This window comes from Acidobacteriota bacterium (assembly GCA_016715115.1).
In the GTDB taxonomy this organism is placed as follows: Bacteria; Acidobacteriota; Blastocatellia; order Pyrinomonadales; family Pyrinomonadaceae; genus JAFDVJ01.
The window spans coordinates 341,378-360,370 of sequence record JADKBM010000016.1; the positions used below are offsets into that span (position 1 = coordinate 341,378).

Consider the following 18,993-nt stretch of genomic DNA (forward strand, 5'->3'; position numbering starts at 1 on the left):
GATAATGTAACGTCAGAAATCGGAAAGTCCGCCGATCACCGAAAACGCCGCCCAGTAATAGGGATTCGAGCGACCGTCTTTGATCTGGGCGATCTGCGCGGCGCGCAATGCGTCAACGGTTCTCATACGTTTCTCCGACCGATTCCGATGAAACGCGATCATCAGATCGGCAGTGGATTCGGATTCGACCTTCCACCCGGTCGCGACGACCACCTCGGCGCCGGCCGCAATAAACGTCCGCGCGATTCCGATCGCCCCTTCGCCGCGAAAATGGCGGTCGATTCCCGTCTCGCAGGCCGAAAGCACGACCAGCCGAAGGTTTGCGGCGCCGCGCTGCAAGATCTCCGCGCCGGGAATTTCGCCATCGGATTCCTCGACCGAAGATTCGGGCTGGGCGAGGATCAGCCGCGAGTAAAGCGCTGATGCGGTTGAATGTTCGTAGTGTCCTGCAAAATGCAGCGTGTTCGCGCCCGCCAACCGTTCGAAAAAATCGGCTTTCGTCACCCGATCGCCGAGAAGAACCCGCGACTCCGGATACATTCTCGCGACCTCAGCAGCTTCGCGCGCGGCGGCCGGAAGGTCTCCGAGGCGCGGATGCATCCTGCCTGAAAAAGCGGGATTGCCGGCCGCAAACAATCGTTCCGCGCCGGCTGACCGATTTGCACTCTCGGTCAGAAGCACGAACAGCGTCGCACTCGCAGCATATTGCAGCGAATGATCCTCAACCAAATATCTGCCGGTTTCAGGTGACCGAATCGCGGCAAACGGCACGGCGTGAAACTCCCCGTCGGGTATGAAAACGATCAGTTTGTCCGGATCGATCAACCTTGAGATCTTCGCAAAGAGCAATCGATACATTCGTTCGTTTGCCTTTCCGGCAAGCGTCGCCTCTGGCGTGACCTCTTGAAGAAAATCGCGGACGGCATCCGCAACCTCGGCGTTCGAGGCTTGGACTACTGCCGATTCAATCTTTTCGCGGGTCACTACCCACGCCGCGACGCGGCCGTCAAATACCGCATATTGAACGAGCTGGGCGGCTTCCGGCATCCGCGACTGAATTTCGCGAAGTTTCAAAGGAGTTGACGATCCATTGAAAATAACGGCATTCTGGCCCGGTTCATAACGACCCTTTTTCTCGACAAGATCGAGCAGAGACCTGGCTTTGGAACTCTCGATCGCGTCGAAAGAACCTTCGATGTCGCCACGGTCCATCCTGAATTCACTTTCAATCGCGGCAATTCCCTGCTCGCGATCGAAGAATGTCGTTCGATTTCTTTCGTTTTCCAAAACCTGACGATAACGCTCGAAAAGATCACGAACCTCATTCAACGAGGATTCGAATTGATCGAGAAGCCCCAAACGGAGCAGACAACGGATTCGGCTCGACTTGGCGAGATAGTCGTCAACGCTATAGCCGTCGAGAGCTCGAAACGCGTCGATCGCGTTCGAATACTCGATGATCGCAGCTTCACAGCGGCCGGCGATCCGTTGCATATGGGCAAGTTGCAGGCTCGAGTCCGCTATCGCCAATTTCTTCGCCTCCGGATCGTCGAACGAGTCTGCGATCGCGCGGTTCCTCTTCGCGTATTCGAATGCTGAATCAACATCGCCCAATTCAAGCGAAGTCAAACCGAGTTCGACCGTCGAATCGAAAACGAGCGAATCGTCATTCGCCGAAAGACGCAATGCCTCATCGCCAAAATCGATCGCCGTACGGAGCCTTCCGAGATCACGAAGCAGACTCGCGGCGTACCAAAGATTCCGAAGCGTTTGGAGTTTGCTCTCGTATTGTCGGTCTTCCGCTGAAAGCAACGCCGAAATCTCCCGCAAACCGGACTCAGCATCACCGACACTCTGATAACAAGAGCCGAGATTCGCCACGTTCTTTTCGACCATCAGCGTATCGCCGGTCAAAACGGCCAATTGCGCAGACTGTCGCGCGAACCTTATTGCATTCGATAAATCGTTTGTTTTGAACGAGATCTCGGAGATTGCATTGAGAATCCTTACTTCGAGAAACCGATAACTTCGCGCCCGCGCGCTTACGAGAAGCTGATCGAAAGCCGCATGGCTCTCTATCAGCTTTCCGCGATCACGAAGATTGAATGCGAGAAGAAAGCGCAGGAGCAGAACGTCCGTTTCATTGCCAGACCGCCGCGCGGTTTTGAGCGCGTCTTCAAGCGAACTTCCGGCGAGATCGAACCTTCGTTCGAGGATCTGGCGACGCGCGGCCGCAAGATTCTTGCGCGATCTGAGTGCTCCGCTCAGACTTCCGAGCTTGAGCCGCCTGCAGTATTCGGCAGCATCGCTGACAAATCGATCGCGGTTCCGCTCAATTTCCATCTCTCCGATCTTCGACAGTAATTCGAGCGCTTCATTCGCCGTGGTTCCGTCATCAAGACCTTTCGCTTCAACGATTCTATCGACTAGCTGGCCGGGCAACCAGACCCCCGAGACAATCTCTTTCGATTCAGAATAGAGTCTCCAGAGCAGGTCGGCGTCGCCGGCGCGGAAAGCCGATGACGTTTCGGCGAATACGGTCTCGGCGGTCTTGAAATTACTCGTCGCGGACGTCAATTGGCTGACCCGTTGCCGCGCTTCATCCGCCCAGCGAGAGGTGGAATCGACGGTTAAGTATCGATTCCACGATTCGATCGCCTTTTCTCGCAACCCCAATTCCTGAAGCACGATCGATCGGTTAAACAGTGCGGCGGCGAAGTTCGGGTCGAGCGCGAGTGAGCTAGCGAACGATTCGTTCGCGGATGTAAGCAAATCGGCGCGTTCGGTCTTTGAAATTTGTCGCGATTTCTCCAAAAATGCGGATCCGAGATCATTGAGGTAGACAGCATTCCGGTCGTCCAACCCGACGGCTCTTTCAAGTTCGCGATGGGCGTCGTCGAACTTGCGCTGCGTCAAATAGAAAACTCCGAGCGCGTGGTGCGCGGCGGCGCTCTTCGGTTCTCGCTCGACGGCCGTCAAAAGGTTGTTCTCTATGATTCGGAGACGGTTCTTCTCGCGCTCTTCGGCCGCGCCGCGCGTGACGACGAGCGGCGCATAATCGAAGTCGGCGATGCGCGACTCGACCGGCCGTTCGGTCTTGTAGATCGAGCGCAGTTCGGCAAGGTCGTTGGGTCGGTTGTCGCGCAGGACGATCCAGATTCCAAACGCGGCGATCAAGATCAGGGCGAACGCCCCGGCGACCAACGGGCTTGCAAAAAACGCGCGGACCGAATCCCAAATCGACGGCGCCATTTCCGTTTGAGGCGCACGCGCCGCAATTTCGCGTGTAACCGCAACCTTTGACCGCCGGTCGGCGTCCAGATCGAGAGTTTTGACGAAATCGGCGCGGTCACGCCCGTTCAGTCGCCCGAGCACGAAGTCGTTGATCAATGCGTCCTCGGCAATCTCGGCCAGCGAGCAAAACTCGTCGTCGCCAAACAAAAGCTCCTCGAATTGCTCAAGCTCGCGCTCGTCCGCGACCCGGCCAAGCAGGTATTCGCGGATGGCGATTTCGTCTTTGAGCGATTCGTTCATCACATTTACAAGTGTCTTTCAAGGGCGAAAGATAACATCCTAGGCCGCCGCGCATTCCTCCAGACAGAGTCTGAGTTTCTGTTTGATGCGAACGATCCGCATCCGCAACGCAGTCTGAGAACTCGCGAATCGGTCCGCAAGCTGTTTGTGGAGATCGATCTTCGCGCGTTTTGCTTCCGAAAAATAGTCGAGGATCAGATTGCGGCTCTCCGTCGGTAGTTCGGCGAGGCATCTGTCGAGACACGCGTGTGACGGATCGGCGGTTTTTTCACGCGCGGCGGCGAGTTCAACGTCGTCGATGCTGACGTGCTCTTTGCGCCGGCGGACGTGTTCGAGAAACACGTTGCGCGCAAATCCGTAAACATAAGCGAGTTTGTTTTCAACAACTTCCGATTCGATCTTGAGGCAAACGCGATTGATCGTATCGTCCGCCAGATGATCCGGATCGTTGCATTTCCGACCGTTGAAAAAGGTAATCAGGCGAAAACGAAGACGCTCGTACGCTTCGCCGGCGCGATCGCGGTCAGGATCGAGCCAACGCAAAAACGCCTCAAACTTCTCAGGCGTGACATCTTTCTTCGCGGAACCGTGAGCCAAACCTTTAGCCTCTGAAAACGGACATTATTTCGGGATGAATTCGAGTGTAAAGATAGCGTAGTTTCGCTTGCGAGACAAGACGGATCGAGACGGGAGCCGCAAATCAGGGACGGGCAAGGAGAGAAGGGCCGGCGTCACGCCGGCGCCCCTCACCCGTCGTTCTTCGATGTTCAACGGATCAACCCCGGACGACAAGAACCGAACACGGCGCGTGATGGATCACGAAGTCTGAGACCGATCCGAGCAGAACGCGGCTCAGGAAGCCGTAACCGTGCGATCCGACGACGATCAGATCGGCGCCGAAGCGTTTCGCGGCTTCGACGATCTCTTCCTTGACGTTGCCGGTATACACTTCAGATTCGATCGTATAATCGCGTCCGCTGCATTTCTCGGCAATCAGCTGCTTGGCATCGTCAACCGCATTGCCCGCCTGCTTTCTGAGGTCGGCCGCGACCTCGGCGTAATACTGATTCGAAACGCCGAACGGTTCGGCGGCGATCGGAGTTACGTTCTCGACCGCCGAAATGATCATAATCTCTGTCCGGCCTTCCGGCGCGACGAAGTATGTGCATTTTTCGATCGCTTTTCGGCTATATTCCGAGCCGTCGGTTGCAACGAGGATCTTCATAATTACCTCCATCGGTTTCACTGTCACGAAGCCGCAACGATCTTGAAGGCCGTATAGCCGATATATACCGGCATTGGATCGACAAGCGACAGCAGGGTCTTTGTCCCGTTCGCCTCTTCGATCTCGAGCATTCCGCGAAATCCGCTTTCTTCATCGAGATAGCAGACCGCGACCGGTTCGTGAATCGTGTGCGTTTGATGCGCGTCGCCGACGCCGATCAGAATTTCGATCTCACTTCGGCCCGCCCGATTTTCAAACGTCACGCCTTTCAGCGCAAGTCCGTTTGAGAGGATCTGGTCGCCGATCGAATCCGAGATGATCTCGACCTTTGTCTCCCAACCGTACCGACGCCTGCTGAAATCGTTCAGGAATTCCGCCCATCTTTCTTTTGGTATGTCGAAAGTCATTTCAGTTACTCCCTTATCTGCAATTAATTCATCGCAAGGGGCGTGCCGTTCGCAAACCATTGTGAATACTGGACCGACGGTGCCGTCCAACGTTGATTTGAGTGATTTTCCAATGCCTGACGCGTATTTTTTCGCGCCTCAGCGGATTTTCTCGGTCGTTGTGCTGCCGACTGTTATAGGTTCCTGCTCGGCATCTTCAATCGGTCGGCTTAGCTAACGGCGCACTGCCACTGCGGGAAATCCGCGTTTCGCATCGCATTTTCGTATGTCGGATCGGGAAGCGGATCGGGATCGGCGTTGTAGATCTTTTGACCGAGCGGTTCCGTTTCTTCGACCGAAGTCAGCCAGTCATTGTCGATCTTGCGCCAGGTTACGGTCGTTCCGGTGACCGGATCAGAAGTCATCCAATGCGGGCCGGTCGCGCCTTCCTTGGCGATCACCGCCCCGCCGGCAAAGATCTTCGTTTCCCACTTCGTCTCGTCCGGCTTGACCGGGATCCATATCCGGCGCTCGTCGGCGGATCCGGATTATTGCCTCTGCAAGGGCGAAATCTGAAACTCCAATTTCTGCCAACTGAAGCCGCCGTTGGTCGTATGAAGCACAAGCTTATCCGAAAACGCCCAGCCATCCAATCCGGATGTGAACAGGATTCGGCTGAATTCGTAGGGTTCTACAAGCGGCAGCTTCGAGTTCAGTCCCCAAGAACTTCCGCCGTCCTCACTCTTGTAAATCCCATCCTTGGTCAACGCCCAGCCGTTATTTCTGTCGACGAAAACAAAATCCTTGAGTCGCAGCTTGCCTGAATTCCGAGTCGTCCATTTGTCGCCGCCATCATCTGTAAACAACAACTGGTCATCCACCGTTGTTGCCCAACCGACGTTTGAATCAATGAAAAATAATCTCTCAATCCGTTTGAACGGTTCTTTTGACAGAAGTCTCCAAATCACCCCGTTGTCCGTAGTTTTCAACAAAACCCTTTCCGAACCTCGACTCTGGAAGTTATTGCCGAGAATCCAACCAACGTTCTGTTTTGTGAACAGAATATCCACTAAGTCGAATTTCTTGTTGCTGGCTTGTTTCTGCCATGTTCTTCCACCATCATGCGTCACAACGATCAAACCATCGGCTCCGATTGCCCATCCGGTCCCGGCATCGACGAATTTGACCGTTTCGAATGAATTGTTCCTGATCGTTCCAAAATCGACCTCAACAAGCTTATGCCGCTCAACTTTGACTATTGCGTGACCCCAGGATTTTAGTCAGATGAGAGGCCGACCCTGAAGGGGTCGAAGGTAAGTCGTTGATTGTTCGACCCTTGCAACATCATAATGTCGCGGTGTTCAACAAACGGCCGTACTCGTTTCTTTCGCTTTGCCGCACACTACTTTTTTTCTTGTCTCGACATCTGCTTTAGTCTTCCATCCGTAATCTGGAGCGTCGATTTTCTTCGCTTTCGAATACGCACGGGCGAGGTCACGATCGTCAAACGCAAACGCTCCGGCTTGATGCATTGCTTCGTTGAGGGCGTCTTCAGCCCTACCGCCAGCAATTCCCGTTGGGACCGAGCCCATTCGATTCGACGCCCATCAATCCAGGATTTGAGACGGTTGCTTTGACCGCAACCTTAACTGCAGAACGGGCGTGGACGAGGCTGTGCCGGTGGATAGCCAACCGGGACGGCAAATGTCTCAAACTCAAGTTTGCATCGAATGCCGCCGAATATGATCGTCACCAGATTCTTATCGATTCCGTTCTGGCCCTTGAGATAGTTTTTCGTCTCTTCAACCAATCGATCTGCTGCGGCCCGATCCGATTTCGGCGCATATACAAAAATGAAAACTTGTCGCGGTCTCGATTCACGCGTATACGCTAACGACAGGTAAAGGGCGTCCGGATTCCAGCGATCCGGTCGAGAAACTTCTCCACTCTGATAAGGATAATAGTGATCTGCGGCCGGATCGTATTTGGGAAAACCCGGACAACGTAGACTCGCTTCGCCTGATCTCGGAACAATCCGTACGGCATGAATCCGGGGTTTTTCGAATTCGTACCGCATTTCGTAATCGAGTCCGGTGCTTCGGTTAATAAAGTACTTGCTCGAGTCCAGTCCGAAAGATTCAAATTGCTTGTCACCCGACGGATCAAAGTAAGTGATCTCTCTTGGGTAGATCTTGAGCAACACGAGTGTCCCGGTCGGCACGTTCCATCCGTACTCATCACACGGTCCGGTCGCGAATGTTGCTTTGATTACGGACTTTGATGTCTCAAACACGGCATCCGCTGACGGAACCCCCGGCAATGCAAATTTGCGGGCGATCTCTTCCCGAGTTGAAATAAGCGGAACGATTCCAGGAAAGACTTCAGCGGGAGCCTGTGCAAATGAGTTTGAAAACAGGCAAAATGCACTTACGGCAAAGACGATTAGCGACAACATTACTTTATCGGTTATCGAATTTCTCAACATATGTACCAACCTCATTACTTTATCGGTTATCGAATTTCTCAACATATGTACCAACCTCACAGTACTTTGCAACAAGTCGTTCAAGACCGGAAACCGAAGGATCGACTATCTTCGCCGCAGCATCCATCTCAACGTGGTCGAAATAGCGATTCGTCCCCGCAGCATGCAACAGTTCGTGGATTAGGATACCCAACAGGGCTCGCCTCGCCTGTTGAATTCTTCGTGGAGTGCACTCAGTGAATGTCCGCGGATAAACACCGACATATATGAACGCATTGATCAAGAAATTGCTGCCCTTGTCATACGAAGCGTGAGTTGATCCGCCTCCTCCTGCCGGGAACTCGGTTCCGGGGTCGATTTTGTCAACGAGCGCCGCAAACCCGGTTTCGTCCAAGTCGAACGAGAAGCCGCCTCGCTTTTGACCCGCAATTGCGTCGAACAAATCCAAGATGGATTTCGCCCTCAATGAATTCTGGACACCGAGGGCCTTTTTTAGATTTTCATCGCTCAGTTTCAGGTTACTCAATACAGCATCAAGCTTGGACGCACATTCACCATTACCAAGAGTTCCAACTAGCTGGTTTCGTGCATCTTGAAGTCCATTGAAGGCAATAGTAACACTAGAAAATGCGGTGTCAGGTTCCACCCATTCCGTTTCAAGCGGTTCCGGATCGGCCTTGATGTTCAAAATCCCGAGATTTCCGATGTTTTGAAGCTCTTCATCGTCGTCGCCGATGTGTTCTCCAGTCTCTTTGGTCGATTTCCGGGTTGCGCCGAGCGTGAAGTTCATCAAACGGCTGTACGCCATCTGATAGCTAGTCGCTGAACGGGCGGGACCCGATTGAAGTTGCCGGGCCGCGGATCACGTGAGATGGGGGGAAACAACAAGATGCGACAAGTTAAAGGTGATTTCGTCGGCGAATTAGACCAAGTCTTTCGAATCTTCTTGGTTACCGGGTATAGCGGCCGGGCAACCGGAGGCGACCATCTTGGATCAAGGACGAAGGTTTCTATCTCGATCTCATCCCGGAATCCGCCCACAACGACCTCAACGGGCTGAGTTTTGATCGATCTCAGAGCCCATGCAACGTATTTCTCAAGCTCCCGCGTTACCTCGCTGCATTTTGCCGTGCGTCGTTTCCCGCAATAAACGAAAACATAGCCTCTTTTTGACGGGGTAGCGCGGAGCGCGGCGACGGTCATTGGTATCTCAATGGTAAAGTCCGCGTTTCCGGGGATCGTGATTTTCTCGGTCTTCGGATATCGATCCGAAACCGGATTGTAGGTGGGAAAACCCTTGCAACGGGGCGTAGGCTCGCTGAGTGGCGGTACTTTGATGATTGAGACGACGTACTCAGCGCTTGGATCAAGTTCATATGTCAGTCCGCTCACCTCATCAAAGAAGAACTGCTGCGCGATATCGTTTGTGTAAGGGAAGTACCTTCCAGTTCGAATGTCATCCGGCGGTTTCACGAAATTCGAGTCGTATTCCAGCCGAACGCTGGAGACGACATCCGGTTCAACGTTCCAGCCTTCCTCGCAGCGTTTTGTGATGAAAGAGACGGTGAATCGACCGCTTTCCGTTGGAATTTTGACTGACCACTTGTTTGATCCGGAAACAGGAAAACGACGCTCGATCTCGAGCCGCTTCGTTTTGAGCAATTTGACTTGAAGCGGCTCAAACTGTGCGTGAACAGTGCCGGTAACGCCAACGAATAATAGGATTACAATCAGAATCGTTGTGATTTTCATATTTCCTCGAGAAGACGATCAAAGCCCACAGTGTTTCCTGAGAAAACTCCCAAAGACCGGTGCTTCTTGCTCATCTGTTCTTGGCGTGCCCGTCCTGACTGACGCATAAGAACGTGGATTCCGGGAGTTAAACGACTCTTCAAGAATGGGATTCGGACCAGTAGTTCCTCGGAGTACGTCTGTTTACCAGAGATCGTCGCGAAATCGTCAATCGAAAAAGTCGGTTCCGCTCTCGTGTTATCCGTCAAGACAGACACGCTGCTGTTTAGTTCAAATTCCTTCTTGCGGGCTTCCGCCTCAGATTTTGAAATCCAGAAATGTGAAGCTGAAACCCATCCTTTGTAGATAAAAATGGGGATCGTCCCATCATTGGAAAATGTCAACTTTAGCTTAAACTCAAGGGTCGAAACCTCTTCATCTCCGCTCTCAATCGACTTCTTATCCAGTGATTCGGTGCGAATCTCTACATTCTCCGCGGCATTCCGCGCCGGAAAGGGGCTCTGGCTCCAGACCGAATTGGCTAATACCAGGATTGCAATCAAGCAAAGAAAATACATTACGGCAATTTTCATACTTCCTCCGGGGATCGGGTTCTACTCCTCATATGCGACACCTACGCTCTCAATACCTCACTTGAACCGAATCGGCGATGCCAATGATCCCGCCTGCAATCCTTTCGTAAATGACAACCCATTTCACTCTAGAATGGTGACAACTCGACGGCCAGTTGAGGCGTTTCCTTATCTCTAGCGATTACGAACTTCGGCGTTTTGCCGAGGATTTTCGGATATAGCGCGTTTCTTGAATAGACGTATTTCTGAAACTCAAAACTCCACTCTCCCTCGGGAAGCATTATTCGCATCTCAGAGGATTCGACATCCGCGTTGGATTCAATCGACGGGGCGAAGCTCTCCTGATAAACCAAGCGTCCTTTCTTGTCCAGTAGCCGGACCCACAGTTTCTCCCAATCGGAAGCTGTCAGATTCCTTCGGCGAAGGGCAAGCTTAACGTGCACATCTCCGAACCAATACTGAACGGGTACGTCGCCGACGTCAAACGTCTCCGATTTGCCGATATCGATCCTTTTTCCGACGTAAAACTGATCCATCTTAAAAACATTCATATACGGCGGATAGATCAAAAAAGCGTCTATGTGTGTTCTCGGCTTCGAAACGCTCGTGTAAAGGAAGAGGCTTTCCTGAATAGGGCCCGCAAACGTAATTCGAAATCTCCCGTTCTCTCCGCTCTCGCCCGAGGCTAACGGGAAGCCACCAAAGCGTCCGATGTTGACGTCTGCTCCGCATACTGGTTCACCATTCGTTCCGACAACTCGACCAGTCAATGTTGTGATATTCAACGGATAAGCAATTGTGCTTAAGAACGAGATTGCCAGAATCAGATGAATACGTCGGAGATATGAAATAGCCGAGTTCCTCATTGGTCTAGTGTTCAAATTAGCTTTCAGCATTCCTAGTCCGATTTGCGATTGCATCAATTTCCTTCTTACAATCTCCATTTCCCTCTCCTGTATCCTTAATTTTATTGGTATTCGAGCTGCTTTTACTGGAATCTCCGCCATCGTCTTCAATCAACGTGTTCCCCGGATAAGGCTTGTAAATCATATGGGCGAGTTCATGTAAGATCTGCAGAATTCGAGACTCAAAGGTGTTCGCGTCATATCCGCCGATTTTCGCACGAGATTGCCCGTTGAAGAATGGTCCTCTTTGCTCTATTCGAACCCTTCCGAACACTCGAAATCCAGTATTTACTCCATACCCCTTCTGTCTTCGGCCGTTTGAATCGTAGTAGGTGGTTTTCGAATCGCCGGTATCATCCATTCGGATGCCGGCGTAGTCGTTATCCGCAAATGAAGTCACGTTTGCACCGATAAGTTGCCTTTTCAAACGATAGAATGCGAACAATGCGGGACCGCCAAAGAACCTCGAACACTGACTGTCACCCCACAAAATTTCTTCCACCGCATCGAGTGCTTGGTTGGCTCGCTGGAGCTGATCACCGTCATCGATTGGCGGAGATCCATCACTCGCATCTTTGAAATCTTCGGGAATTGTCGAATCGCCGCAGCGGATGTTGACTCGGTTGTTTTCGAGGTCAACGTCGCCGTCGCAGTTGTCGGGATTCTGGGTCGGTACGGTCGTCGCGCCGTCGGCGATCTGGTCGATCGGTTTTGCCGTCGAATGCGTCGCCTGATGCGTGACGGTGCCGGGCATGTCCCGCGCGGAATCGGGCGGCGGGTCATTGACGTGAATGAACGACGGATCGCCGTCCTTCTTGTTCGGGTCCCAGATCGATTTGATGCTCGTTCCGTTGAGCGAGCTTTCGATCTCTTCACGGATCCGACATTCCATGAGGCTGTCTGGAAAGTCACTCAGAAAGTCTCCGGGATTGCCGTTTTTCTGTTGTCTGTTTTGGGAGAGTCCGCTTCGGCCGTCATCAGTTGGCCGGTCGCCGAGCGCATTTCCGCCTTTTCAGACGGTTGCCAGCCTTTGCAGGTTGTGTGCGATCGCGATCAATCCGATCTCAATCTGTACTTTTGCCAACCCCCTCAGTAAGAACCTTCTGAATTTCTTGTTTTCCTTTATGTTTCCGATCACCGCCTCGACCTCGTACCGTTGTTTCCTCCGTTCGACGCCTTTCTCGCTTTCGAGCATCTCGCGCGCCTTGCGCCGGTGCCTCAGAACTTCTTCGTTGCGCTCGATCGACCGTCCCCCCTCGCCCTTCGAACATTCGGCCCGCATCGGACATCCGCCGCAGGCCTCGGTCCGGTAGATTTTGACGTTTTGCTTCCGGCCGTTCTGCGTCGTCTTCACGCGATCCTCCGAGAACTCCATCACGTGCCCCGCCGGACACCGGTAAGTATCGGTCTCTGCGTCGTATTGGAAGTTGTCTGCCGCGAACTTCCCTTGGGCTTCCCGGAATCGAACCCGGAAACTTCACAAATGCCTTGATCGCCCGTTTCTCCAGATAGGCGTAGTTCTCTTCACTGCCGTAACCCGCATCCGCCGTCACGCTTTCGGGTTCCGTTCCGTACGTTTCGATCATCTTGCCGACATGCTCCGGCAGCGCGGTCGTGTCCCCGCCGATTGTGTCAGCGTGTACCCGGTCAGAAAATGCCCCTCGGTCGCCAGCTGGACATTGTACGCCGGTCTCAACTGCCCGTTCCCCAGATGGTCTTCCTTCATCCTCATGAACGTCGCGTCATGATCGGTCTTCGAACTGCTTCGTCGCCCGTCCAGCATCCGCTCCTGCGCCTCGACCTTCGCCGCCCGGCCCGGCAACTCCCGCCTCAATTTCCGCACCCGCTGCCTTGTCTTCGCATCGGGCTCGGCTTTCAGCAACTCCTCGTCGATCGCTCTCACCGCGCGCGTCACCGCTTCCGGGTCCACCGCCTCAAAATCCGGCTCGTTCGGCGCCTGCTCTTCCTCCGCGCTCGCCCGCTCGACGTACTTCCACACGTCACGCAACTGTTCCCTTATCCGCTGCTTGTTCCGCTCCACCGTCTTTGCCCAGACGAACGTGTACCGGTTCGCGTTCGCCTCGATCTTCGTCCCGTCCAGTATCACTTCCCGCAACGATACCGCCCCCTCTTCGACAAGCAGCAGCACGACCTGCGAAAAGATCTTCTCAAGATGATCTTTCAGCCGCTTCGACCGAAAGTCCGCCAGCGTGTTGTGGTCCGGCCTCGCGTTGCCGGCGAGCCACATGAAATGCACGTTTTCCTGCAACGCCTGCTCGATCTTCCGGGACGAATAGATATTCCGAAGATACGCGTAAACCAGCACCTTCAAAAGCAGCCGCGGATGGTAGCTCGACGCTCCGCCGCCTTTGTACCCAAGCTCAAGCACGCCGATGTCGATCCGCTCGATCACTTCGTTCACAACGCGCACCGGATGGTTCGCGGGCACCAGATCATCCAGGCTCGGCGGCAACAACATCGGTTGGTTCTGATCGTAATGCTTGAAGACCACCTTCTTCCTTTTCTCGTGTATCATACTTAGTATTATAACCCACGTATGCAACTCGACGAAATTCAAACAACACTCCCGAGACCGAAAATCGCCGAACCCGAGGGGACTTTTCAGACAGCCTCATCGCACTGCCATTGGGGAAAAGCGGAATTCCGCGCGGCGAAGTCGTAACCCGGATCATTTTCGGTGTCCGGATCGACGCTGGCGACCAATTGTCCAAGCGGTTCCGTCTCTTCCGCCGCCTTTTCCCAGACGCCGTTCGATCCCGCCCATCTGACGGTTGTCCCAATCACCGGATCGGCGGTCGCCCAGCGCGAACCCGCATTTGCATTCGCTGTTCCGATCAACGTTCCTCCCGCAAATACCTTCGTGCCACCCGTGTAACCGCCGAACGTCACAAGATTTGACCCGAGAACCGATGACCAAATCTGAAAGACCTTCGGCGTTGCAACGAGCCCTCCCGACGGCGGATCGTTCCGCGGATAAGTCCGCCAGTTATCCTTTTCGACAACCGGTCGGCCGTCGCCATCAAAATCGTATGCCGTGACATGCTCCTGAACCATGTTGAGGTATCCGTTAAACCGCCCGAAACGCTGATCGAAATACTTCACGCGCCGGCCGGCCGCGTCGAAAGTGTTCGTTCCCGTCCCTTCCGGCATCGAGTCGATCGGCTGCGAGACGACGTTGCCCGACGCATCGTAATCAACCAGCGAACTCTGAATACGCCCATTGACGTAGCTCTCGCCGAATCCTCCGGTTTGGCCCCAGTTTGTAATCTCTCTTTCCGACATCATCGAGAATCCGTCGTACTCGATCGCCTGTTCGTAAACGCGCACGCTTCCGTTGCTATTGCTTTGCCCCATACCGAACTGATTGTGCGTCAGACGTCCGGCGAAGTCGTACTTCATCGAACGGTCCCATTTGTCATCGAGCAGGTCGTTCTTCGCGAGCACGCGCGAGTCACTGCCGTGCGTGAAATCTGCCTTCGCTTCGAAACCGCCCGATCGGGCGATCTCCCAATAGTCGGCCCGCAGACGGTTGTCGTATTCGAGCTTGATCGTCGGCGCCGCATCCGGTATCGCATATGTCATCTGTTTGATCTGGCCGAATGCTCGATATTGGATGCCGTTCGCCCATTGTCCGGTTGGATTGTCGGCAGTGGCATCACCGCTGACCGCCGTAATACGCCCCGACTTGTCGTTGGTGTAATCGACGGTATAGCCAAATGGGTCGGTTACCGATTTCAAGCCGCCGCCAATACTGTATTCGTAACTCAGAGAGTATTTATGATCCGGAACCGGCGCTTCCGGCAACAAATTGAAGTACTTCTTCTCGCTCTCCAATCTTGAAAGGGGATCATAAAAATACTCCGTCGTGCCGGTGCCGTCGCTCATCTGCGTCCTGTTCCCAACGGCATCATAGCTAAAGCTGACGGTCGTTGCGTCGGGAATCTCGGGATGATTCGCCGGAGGATCATACGATATCTGAGTGGCCAATCGAAGTTGGTTGTAAGTGAAATTGGTGAGCGCGCCGCGCGGGTCGATCGTTTGCTGGACGGAATCGTCCGGATTGTAGATCCAAGTCGTGTCGGTGTTGGCGTCCTCGACCGGATAATGCCGCGTTTTCATCCGGCCGTGGCCGTCGTAGGTCATGGTGACGTCCTGATAGCCGGTCGAGTTGGCGTCGCCCGCGTACTGGCGGGTTTTTGTGATCTGGTCGCGGCCGTTGAAGGTCTGGACCGTCGTCGAATAGACCGCGCCGGTCCAGTTGAGGACTTCGGTCTTGTATGTTCGGCCGAGAACGTCCTGATAGACCTTCTGGGTTCGGCGGGCGGTCTCGTTCGGGTTTGTGTCCTTTGGCACGACTTCGCTCTGGATCGTCGTCACCTGGCCGCCGGCGCAGCCGCAGCCTTCGTAGCTGATGAGCTGATCCTTGCCGTCGGAGCCGTTCGAGTCGGTCGGGATGGTCCGCGTCGGGCGGCCCTTCCAGTCGTACTCGGCGGAGTTCCAGAGCCAGCCGCCGCGGGCTGCGTCTTCGTTCTGGAGCGTCCAGCCTGAATTCACCTCGGACGGAACGCTTTGACGCTTGACCTGTCCGAGAATGTCGTACTCGGTTTGAACGCCCGACCAGGTGAGAGTCGCGCCGTTCGAATCCCACGTCATCGGAGTCCGCGCAAGCCTGACCCGGCCGGCGCCGTCGGTCCAGCTTTCGCTCAACACCTCGTCGACCGCGTCGGCGCCGTTGTTGTTTGTATCGACTACCGTCGTGAAAACCTTTGACTGGATATTGTTTGTCGGATATTCGAATCGGGTGTAGGCGCCGCTGTTGACAATCGTTTCGCGTTCAACGCGTCCGACGGCGTCGAATTCGCGGGTCGTTTCCTTGCCAGTCGTGTTTCCTGCAGGAGATGGACTCTTCGCCCAGACGTTGGCGCCGTTATCGAACCGGTATTTGACTTCCGAATAGTTTCCGGCTGGATCGTAGAGCTTTGTCGGATATGCGTAGGTGTTGCGGGTTGTTGACGTGTCGTTGAACGCGTCGGCGTAACTGATCTTCACGGTTCGTGACAAAGGATCGATCTGCGCGACCGGAGCGCCGGCAATGTTGTATTTGATCTGGGATGAAACGGAAGCAGTGGCACCGGTAACGTCGTAACGGGTCGAAGTGGTCAGATTCCCGCGCCCGACGGTGAACGACGCGCCGTAAGCGCTGTCGTGCCTGATGACGTTCGCGATGTTCTGTTCGAGGTTCGTATCGCTGAAATCTCCCTCGTCGTAAGTATAGCCAGTTCTGGTTGCGAGAACCAGAGAATTGTTTTCAAGACCGTACGATCTTGTTTCCGACGGGAGTCCGATGATCCGGCGCGAGGTGTAGGCCGAGGTGAGATTGTAGTCGGTCTCAACGCGTTTTAGAACGGTGTCGTTTTGGTCGAGAATCTCCGACTTCCAGACAAGGCCGTAAAGCGCTATGGGGGAGTTTTCCGACACCGGAATGTAATATGCCTTCGATTTTTTGACGTTTCCCGAATCGCCGACTTCCGACGCGGTGACGCGCGGATTCGTGATGTAGGAAGCGTTGGTGTCGTCCTGCGTCCATTGGTTCCACGTCCAGCGCTTGCGTTCACTGTTTGCCCAGTCTTCGGTAGCGATTGTCAGCCCTTCAGTCCAGCCGGACGAACCGACCCACGTTTTCGAGACCGCGCCGTGCGGATGATTGGACATCTCCACCTCGATCTTTGTCGCTGTTCCCGAATGCGTTCCGACGCTGTACGACGCGTTCTCGGTGATCGAGTTCGCGATCACGGCTTCCTGTTCGACGCCGCTTGAGTTCAGATTGAAATTCTCGGTCCAGTTTCGCGTTTCGGTGAATCGCGGACAATCGGTCTGCTGGCTTGTCGCGTCGGCCGGCAGATTGATGCTCGTGTAATTGAGCGTATGCCCGTCGGCCGCCTTGTTCGTGATCTTCCAGACCTGTCCGTAACTGTTGTATATAAACGACGTGCTCGGGCCGTCGCCGTTCGTTTCGGTCGGGAATGTGACCTTGTCGAGCACCTTGAGCGAAAAGCCGTTGCCGGGGCCGATCACCGAAAGCCCGTTGAAGTTGGTGTTGATCTCTTTCGTCGTATAGGAAAACGTCGCGTAGGTTCTGGTGAAATCGCTGTCCGCGCCGTTGTTTGTTTTCCACGTCTGGGTGACTGATATTGGAAGCGCTTCGCTGTTGTAGTTGACGGTGACGACGCGTCCCAGGGTATCGGTGACGGTCTGGAGCAGTCCGTTCGCGTCGTGGTTGATCGAGATGTAGTTGCCGTTGCGGTCGGTGATCTTCTGGCAGCGATATGCGCCGTTCTTCCATTCGTAATCGGCGCGCGTGCCGTCGGTTCCGGTGACGGTCAGCGTGAGACTGTCCGCCGGATCGTTCGGGCCGGACGTTCCGTTGATCTTGAGCTCGGCGTAGCTTGAATCGGCAGTTTCGAAGATGTTCGAATTGGTTGTCTGCCGGAACTCGGCGCGGCCTCCCGAGGGCGTGACCATCAGATATGCGAACTTCTGGGTCGTCGAGTCATAGTAGACCGGCTCGATCGTCGGAAACCCGAAGCGGAATCCGGGCGTCAGGTTCGAGTTGTCGGCATTGAAGACAATCGTGTTTGTCGCCGGATCCTTGGTCCAGACCAACGAGTTGTAGGAAATGCCGAAACCGGCGTCGAGACCGGCGCGTCCCGGCAAACCGAACGGCTCAAACAACAAAACGGCCGAAGCTGCTTTCGCTTTCGGCCGTCAGACAAAGTTCTTTTCGCATCGCGCTCGACGTCAGCGAAATTGGCGTCGGTGACCTTCGTCGGCCCTACGGGCTTGAGCGCTGCCCCGCAACGGCCGCAGATCGCCGCCTTGCCGGACCTCGGCTCGACCCGGTTCACGGCGCCGCATTTCGCGCACGAACGAGTGGTCGGCATATTACCAAAGCCCCCGAACACGTTTCTTTTTGAGCGCGCCCGGCTGCCCCGGCGGGATTATGGCGTCGAGGTTCTCGTTGAACGAATGGTGGCCCGTGATCTTGTCGATGACGATCTTGAAGAACACCGGAACCTCTTCGAGTTCCTTGCGTTCCGATCCGACAAAATACGCCGGTTGCCACCACGTCGGAGACTTTGCGAGAAGTTCTCGCGCGCGTGTCCGTTCGTCATCGAATTCCGCCGCGTCGGGGAGTTCTTCGTAATGGCCGAAGACGATGATCGTCGTCCAGTTTTGCTTGTCCGCGATGTCTTCGACCTCAAGGCAGACCTTTGGATTCCTGCGCATCCACTCGATCTTTTGCCCGGCTGTAGAGAAAGCGTAAATGTCGTCGCCTTCCGCGTATGCGAAACTGAACGGGACAACATACGGCTGACCGTCAAGCGCGCACGCGAGTCGGCCAAGCCTCGCCTTTGTCAGGATCTGCCGGCATTCACTTTCTTCGAGATTCTTGACTTTCATAACAATTGTGGGTTTCGAATCTGCGGCTTGTTGTCAAACCACGCAAATCCGAATCATCGTCGCCAAACCGATCGGCTAAAACCGTTCGATGAGAAGTTATGCTCCTCTTTCGATCGGCCTTCCGTGCGCAAACCGTGACTGAAATCCGTAGATCAAAAACAGGACCCCGGGAATCAGAAACGGGAGAAAACCCCAGCCTTGCCACAAGCGCCCGCTTAGCAACGCACCATATATAAGATAGAACGCGACAATGGAAATGACCGCGACCGCGCCTCCGGCAAGTTCCTCGCGCCAGGCGAGAACAAGTCCGATCATAACCCCGAGCGGAAAAAAGAGAAGTCCGACGTATTCGACCGGACGAACAGCGCTGAAGTCGATGCCTTCACCGGCAAAGAACAGGAAAATGATCGCGAGACAAACCACGCTCGCCAGCCGCGCCGTCCATCGCAGCGAAAACAACAATGCGTTTTCGTGTTCACGATGTTCAAACATAAACACCCCCAGGGGATTTGGGATTTTGGATTTGGGATTTTGGATTTGGGATTTGGGATTCCATAAATTCCAGATTCCAGATTCCAAGATTCCAAGATCCAAGATTCCGAGATCCAAATTCCAGATTCCAAATTCCAGATTCCAAATTCCAGATTCCAAA

Annotated in this window: 14 protein-coding genes and 1 pseudogene; all 15 read right to left on the bottom strand. The window is 54.3% G+C overall.

All coding sequences use genetic code 11. The annotated features are described in order from the left end of the window. Window positions 1–12: 12 nt before the first annotated feature. Window positions 13–3,534 (bottom strand): CHAT domain-containing protein, encoded by a 3,522-nt coding sequence (locus tag IPN69_19335; protein MBK8812864.1) that lies wholly within the window; start codon window positions 3,532–3,534, stop codon window positions 13–15. Window positions 3,535–3,573: 39 nt separating this feature from the next. After that, a complete protein-coding gene (locus tag IPN69_19340; GenBank protein ID MBK8812865.1) occupies window positions 3,574–4,131 on the bottom strand; it encodes a hypothetical protein in 558 nt (185 codons plus the stop codon). Window positions 4,132–4,309: 178 nt separating this feature from the next. Next, a complete protein-coding gene (locus tag IPN69_19345; GenBank protein ID MBK8812866.1) occupies window positions 4,310–4,759 on the bottom strand; it encodes a universal stress protein in 450 nt (149 codons plus the stop codon). 23 nt (window positions 4,760–4,782) lie between these two features. After that, window positions 4,783–5,166, bottom strand: coding sequence for a DUF5335 family protein (locus IPN69_19350; protein ID MBK8812867.1), 384 nt, complete (start codon window positions 5,164–5,166; stop codon window positions 4,783–4,785). 209 nt (window positions 5,167–5,375) lie between these two features. After that, the gene (locus IPN69_19355; protein ID MBK8812868.1) at window positions 5,376–5,606 is read right to left on the bottom strand and encodes a hypothetical protein; all 231 of its coding nucleotides are present in this window, start codon (window positions 5,604–5,606) and stop codon (window positions 5,376–5,378) included. An 87-nt stretch (window positions 5,607–5,693) separates the two neighbouring features. After that, window positions 5,694–6,284 (bottom strand): hypothetical protein, encoded by a 591-nt coding sequence (locus IPN69_19360; protein ID MBK8812869.1) that lies wholly within the window; start codon window positions 6,282–6,284, stop codon window positions 5,694–5,696. Window positions 6,285–6,790: 506 nt separating this feature from the next. After that, a complete protein-coding gene (locus tag IPN69_19365; protein ID MBK8812870.1) occupies window positions 6,791–7,714 on the bottom strand; it encodes a hypothetical protein in 924 nt (307 codons plus the stop codon). Beyond that, window positions 7,650–8,423 (bottom strand): hypothetical protein, encoded by a 774-nt coding sequence (locus IPN69_19370; GenBank protein MBK8812871.1) that lies wholly within the window; start codon window positions 8,421–8,423, stop codon window positions 7,650–7,652. The genes IPN69_19365 and IPN69_19370 overlap by 65 nt, the downstream gene beginning before the upstream one ends. Window positions 8,424–9,378: 955 nt before the next feature. Further along, window positions 9,379–9,954, bottom strand: coding sequence for a hypothetical protein (locus IPN69_19375; protein MBK8812872.1), 576 nt, complete (start codon window positions 9,952–9,954; stop codon window positions 9,379–9,381). A gap of 128 nt (window positions 9,955–10,082) precedes the next feature. Then, on the bottom strand, window positions 10,083–10,490 hold the full coding sequence (locus tag IPN69_19380; protein ID MBK8812873.1) for a hypothetical protein: 408 nt from the start codon (window positions 10,488–10,490) through the stop codon (window positions 10,083–10,085). Between the two features lie 346 nt (window positions 10,491–10,836). After that, the gene (locus IPN69_19385) at window positions 10,837–11,613 is read right to left on the bottom strand and encodes a hypothetical protein (GenBank protein MBK8812874.1); all 777 of its coding nucleotides are present in this window, start codon (window positions 11,611–11,613) and stop codon (window positions 10,837–10,839) included. A 258-nt stretch (window positions 11,614–11,871) separates the two neighbouring features. Next, a pseudogene (locus IPN69_19390) lies at window positions 11,872–13,395 on the bottom strand (IS1182 family transposase). An 86-nt stretch (window positions 13,396–13,481) separates the two neighbouring features. Then, window positions 13,482–17,615, bottom strand: a complete 4,134-nt coding sequence (locus tag IPN69_19395; protein ID MBK8812875.1) for an RHS repeat protein — start codon at window positions 17,613–17,615, stop codon at window positions 13,482–13,484. A 207-nt stretch (window positions 17,616–17,822) separates the two neighbouring features. Continuing rightward, a complete protein-coding gene (locus IPN69_19400) occupies window positions 17,823–18,341 on the bottom strand; it encodes a pyridoxamine 5'-phosphate oxidase family protein (protein MBK8812876.1) in 519 nt (172 codons plus the stop codon). A 96-nt stretch (window positions 18,342–18,437) separates the two neighbouring features. Then, on the bottom strand, window positions 18,438–18,833 hold the full coding sequence (locus IPN69_19405; GenBank protein MBK8812877.1) for a hypothetical protein: 396 nt from the start codon (window positions 18,831–18,833) through the stop codon (window positions 18,438–18,440). Between the last annotated feature and the right edge of the window lie 160 nt (window positions 18,834–18,993).

What these genes read in the sequence shown, in the direction of transcription:
- IPN69_19380 (MBK8812873.1), bottom strand. Translation starts at nt 10,490, where the DNA reads ATGGATCAGTTTTACGTCGGAAAAAGGATCGATATCGGCAAATCGGAG.
- IPN69_19375 (MBK8812872.1), bottom strand. Translation starts at nt 9,954, where the DNA reads ATGAAAATTGCCGTAATGTATTTTCTTTGCTTGATTGCAATCCTGGTA.
- IPN69_19345 (MBK8812866.1), bottom strand. Translation starts at nt 4,759, where the DNA reads ATGAAGATCCTCGTTGCAACCGACGGCTCGGAATATAGCCGAAAAGCG.
- IPN69_19350 (MBK8812867.1), bottom strand. Translation starts at nt 5,166, where the DNA reads ATGACTTTCGACATACCAAAAGAAAGATGGGCGGAATTCCTGAACGAT.
- IPN69_19405 (MBK8812877.1), bottom strand. Translation starts at nt 18,833, where the DNA reads ATGTTTGAACATCGTGAACACGAAAACGCATTGTTGTTTTCGCTGCGA.
- IPN69_19385 (MBK8812874.1), bottom strand. Translation starts at nt 11,613, where the DNA reads ATGCCCGGCACCGTCACGCATCAGGCGACGCATTCGACGGCAAAACCG.
- IPN69_19400 (MBK8812876.1), bottom strand. Translation starts at nt 18,341, where the DNA reads ATGAAAGTCAAGAATCTCGAAGAAAGTGAATGCCGGCAGATCCTGACA.
- IPN69_19335 (MBK8812864.1), bottom strand. Translation starts at nt 3,534, where the DNA reads ATGAACGAATCGCTCAAAGACGAAATCGCCATCCGCGAATACCTGCTT.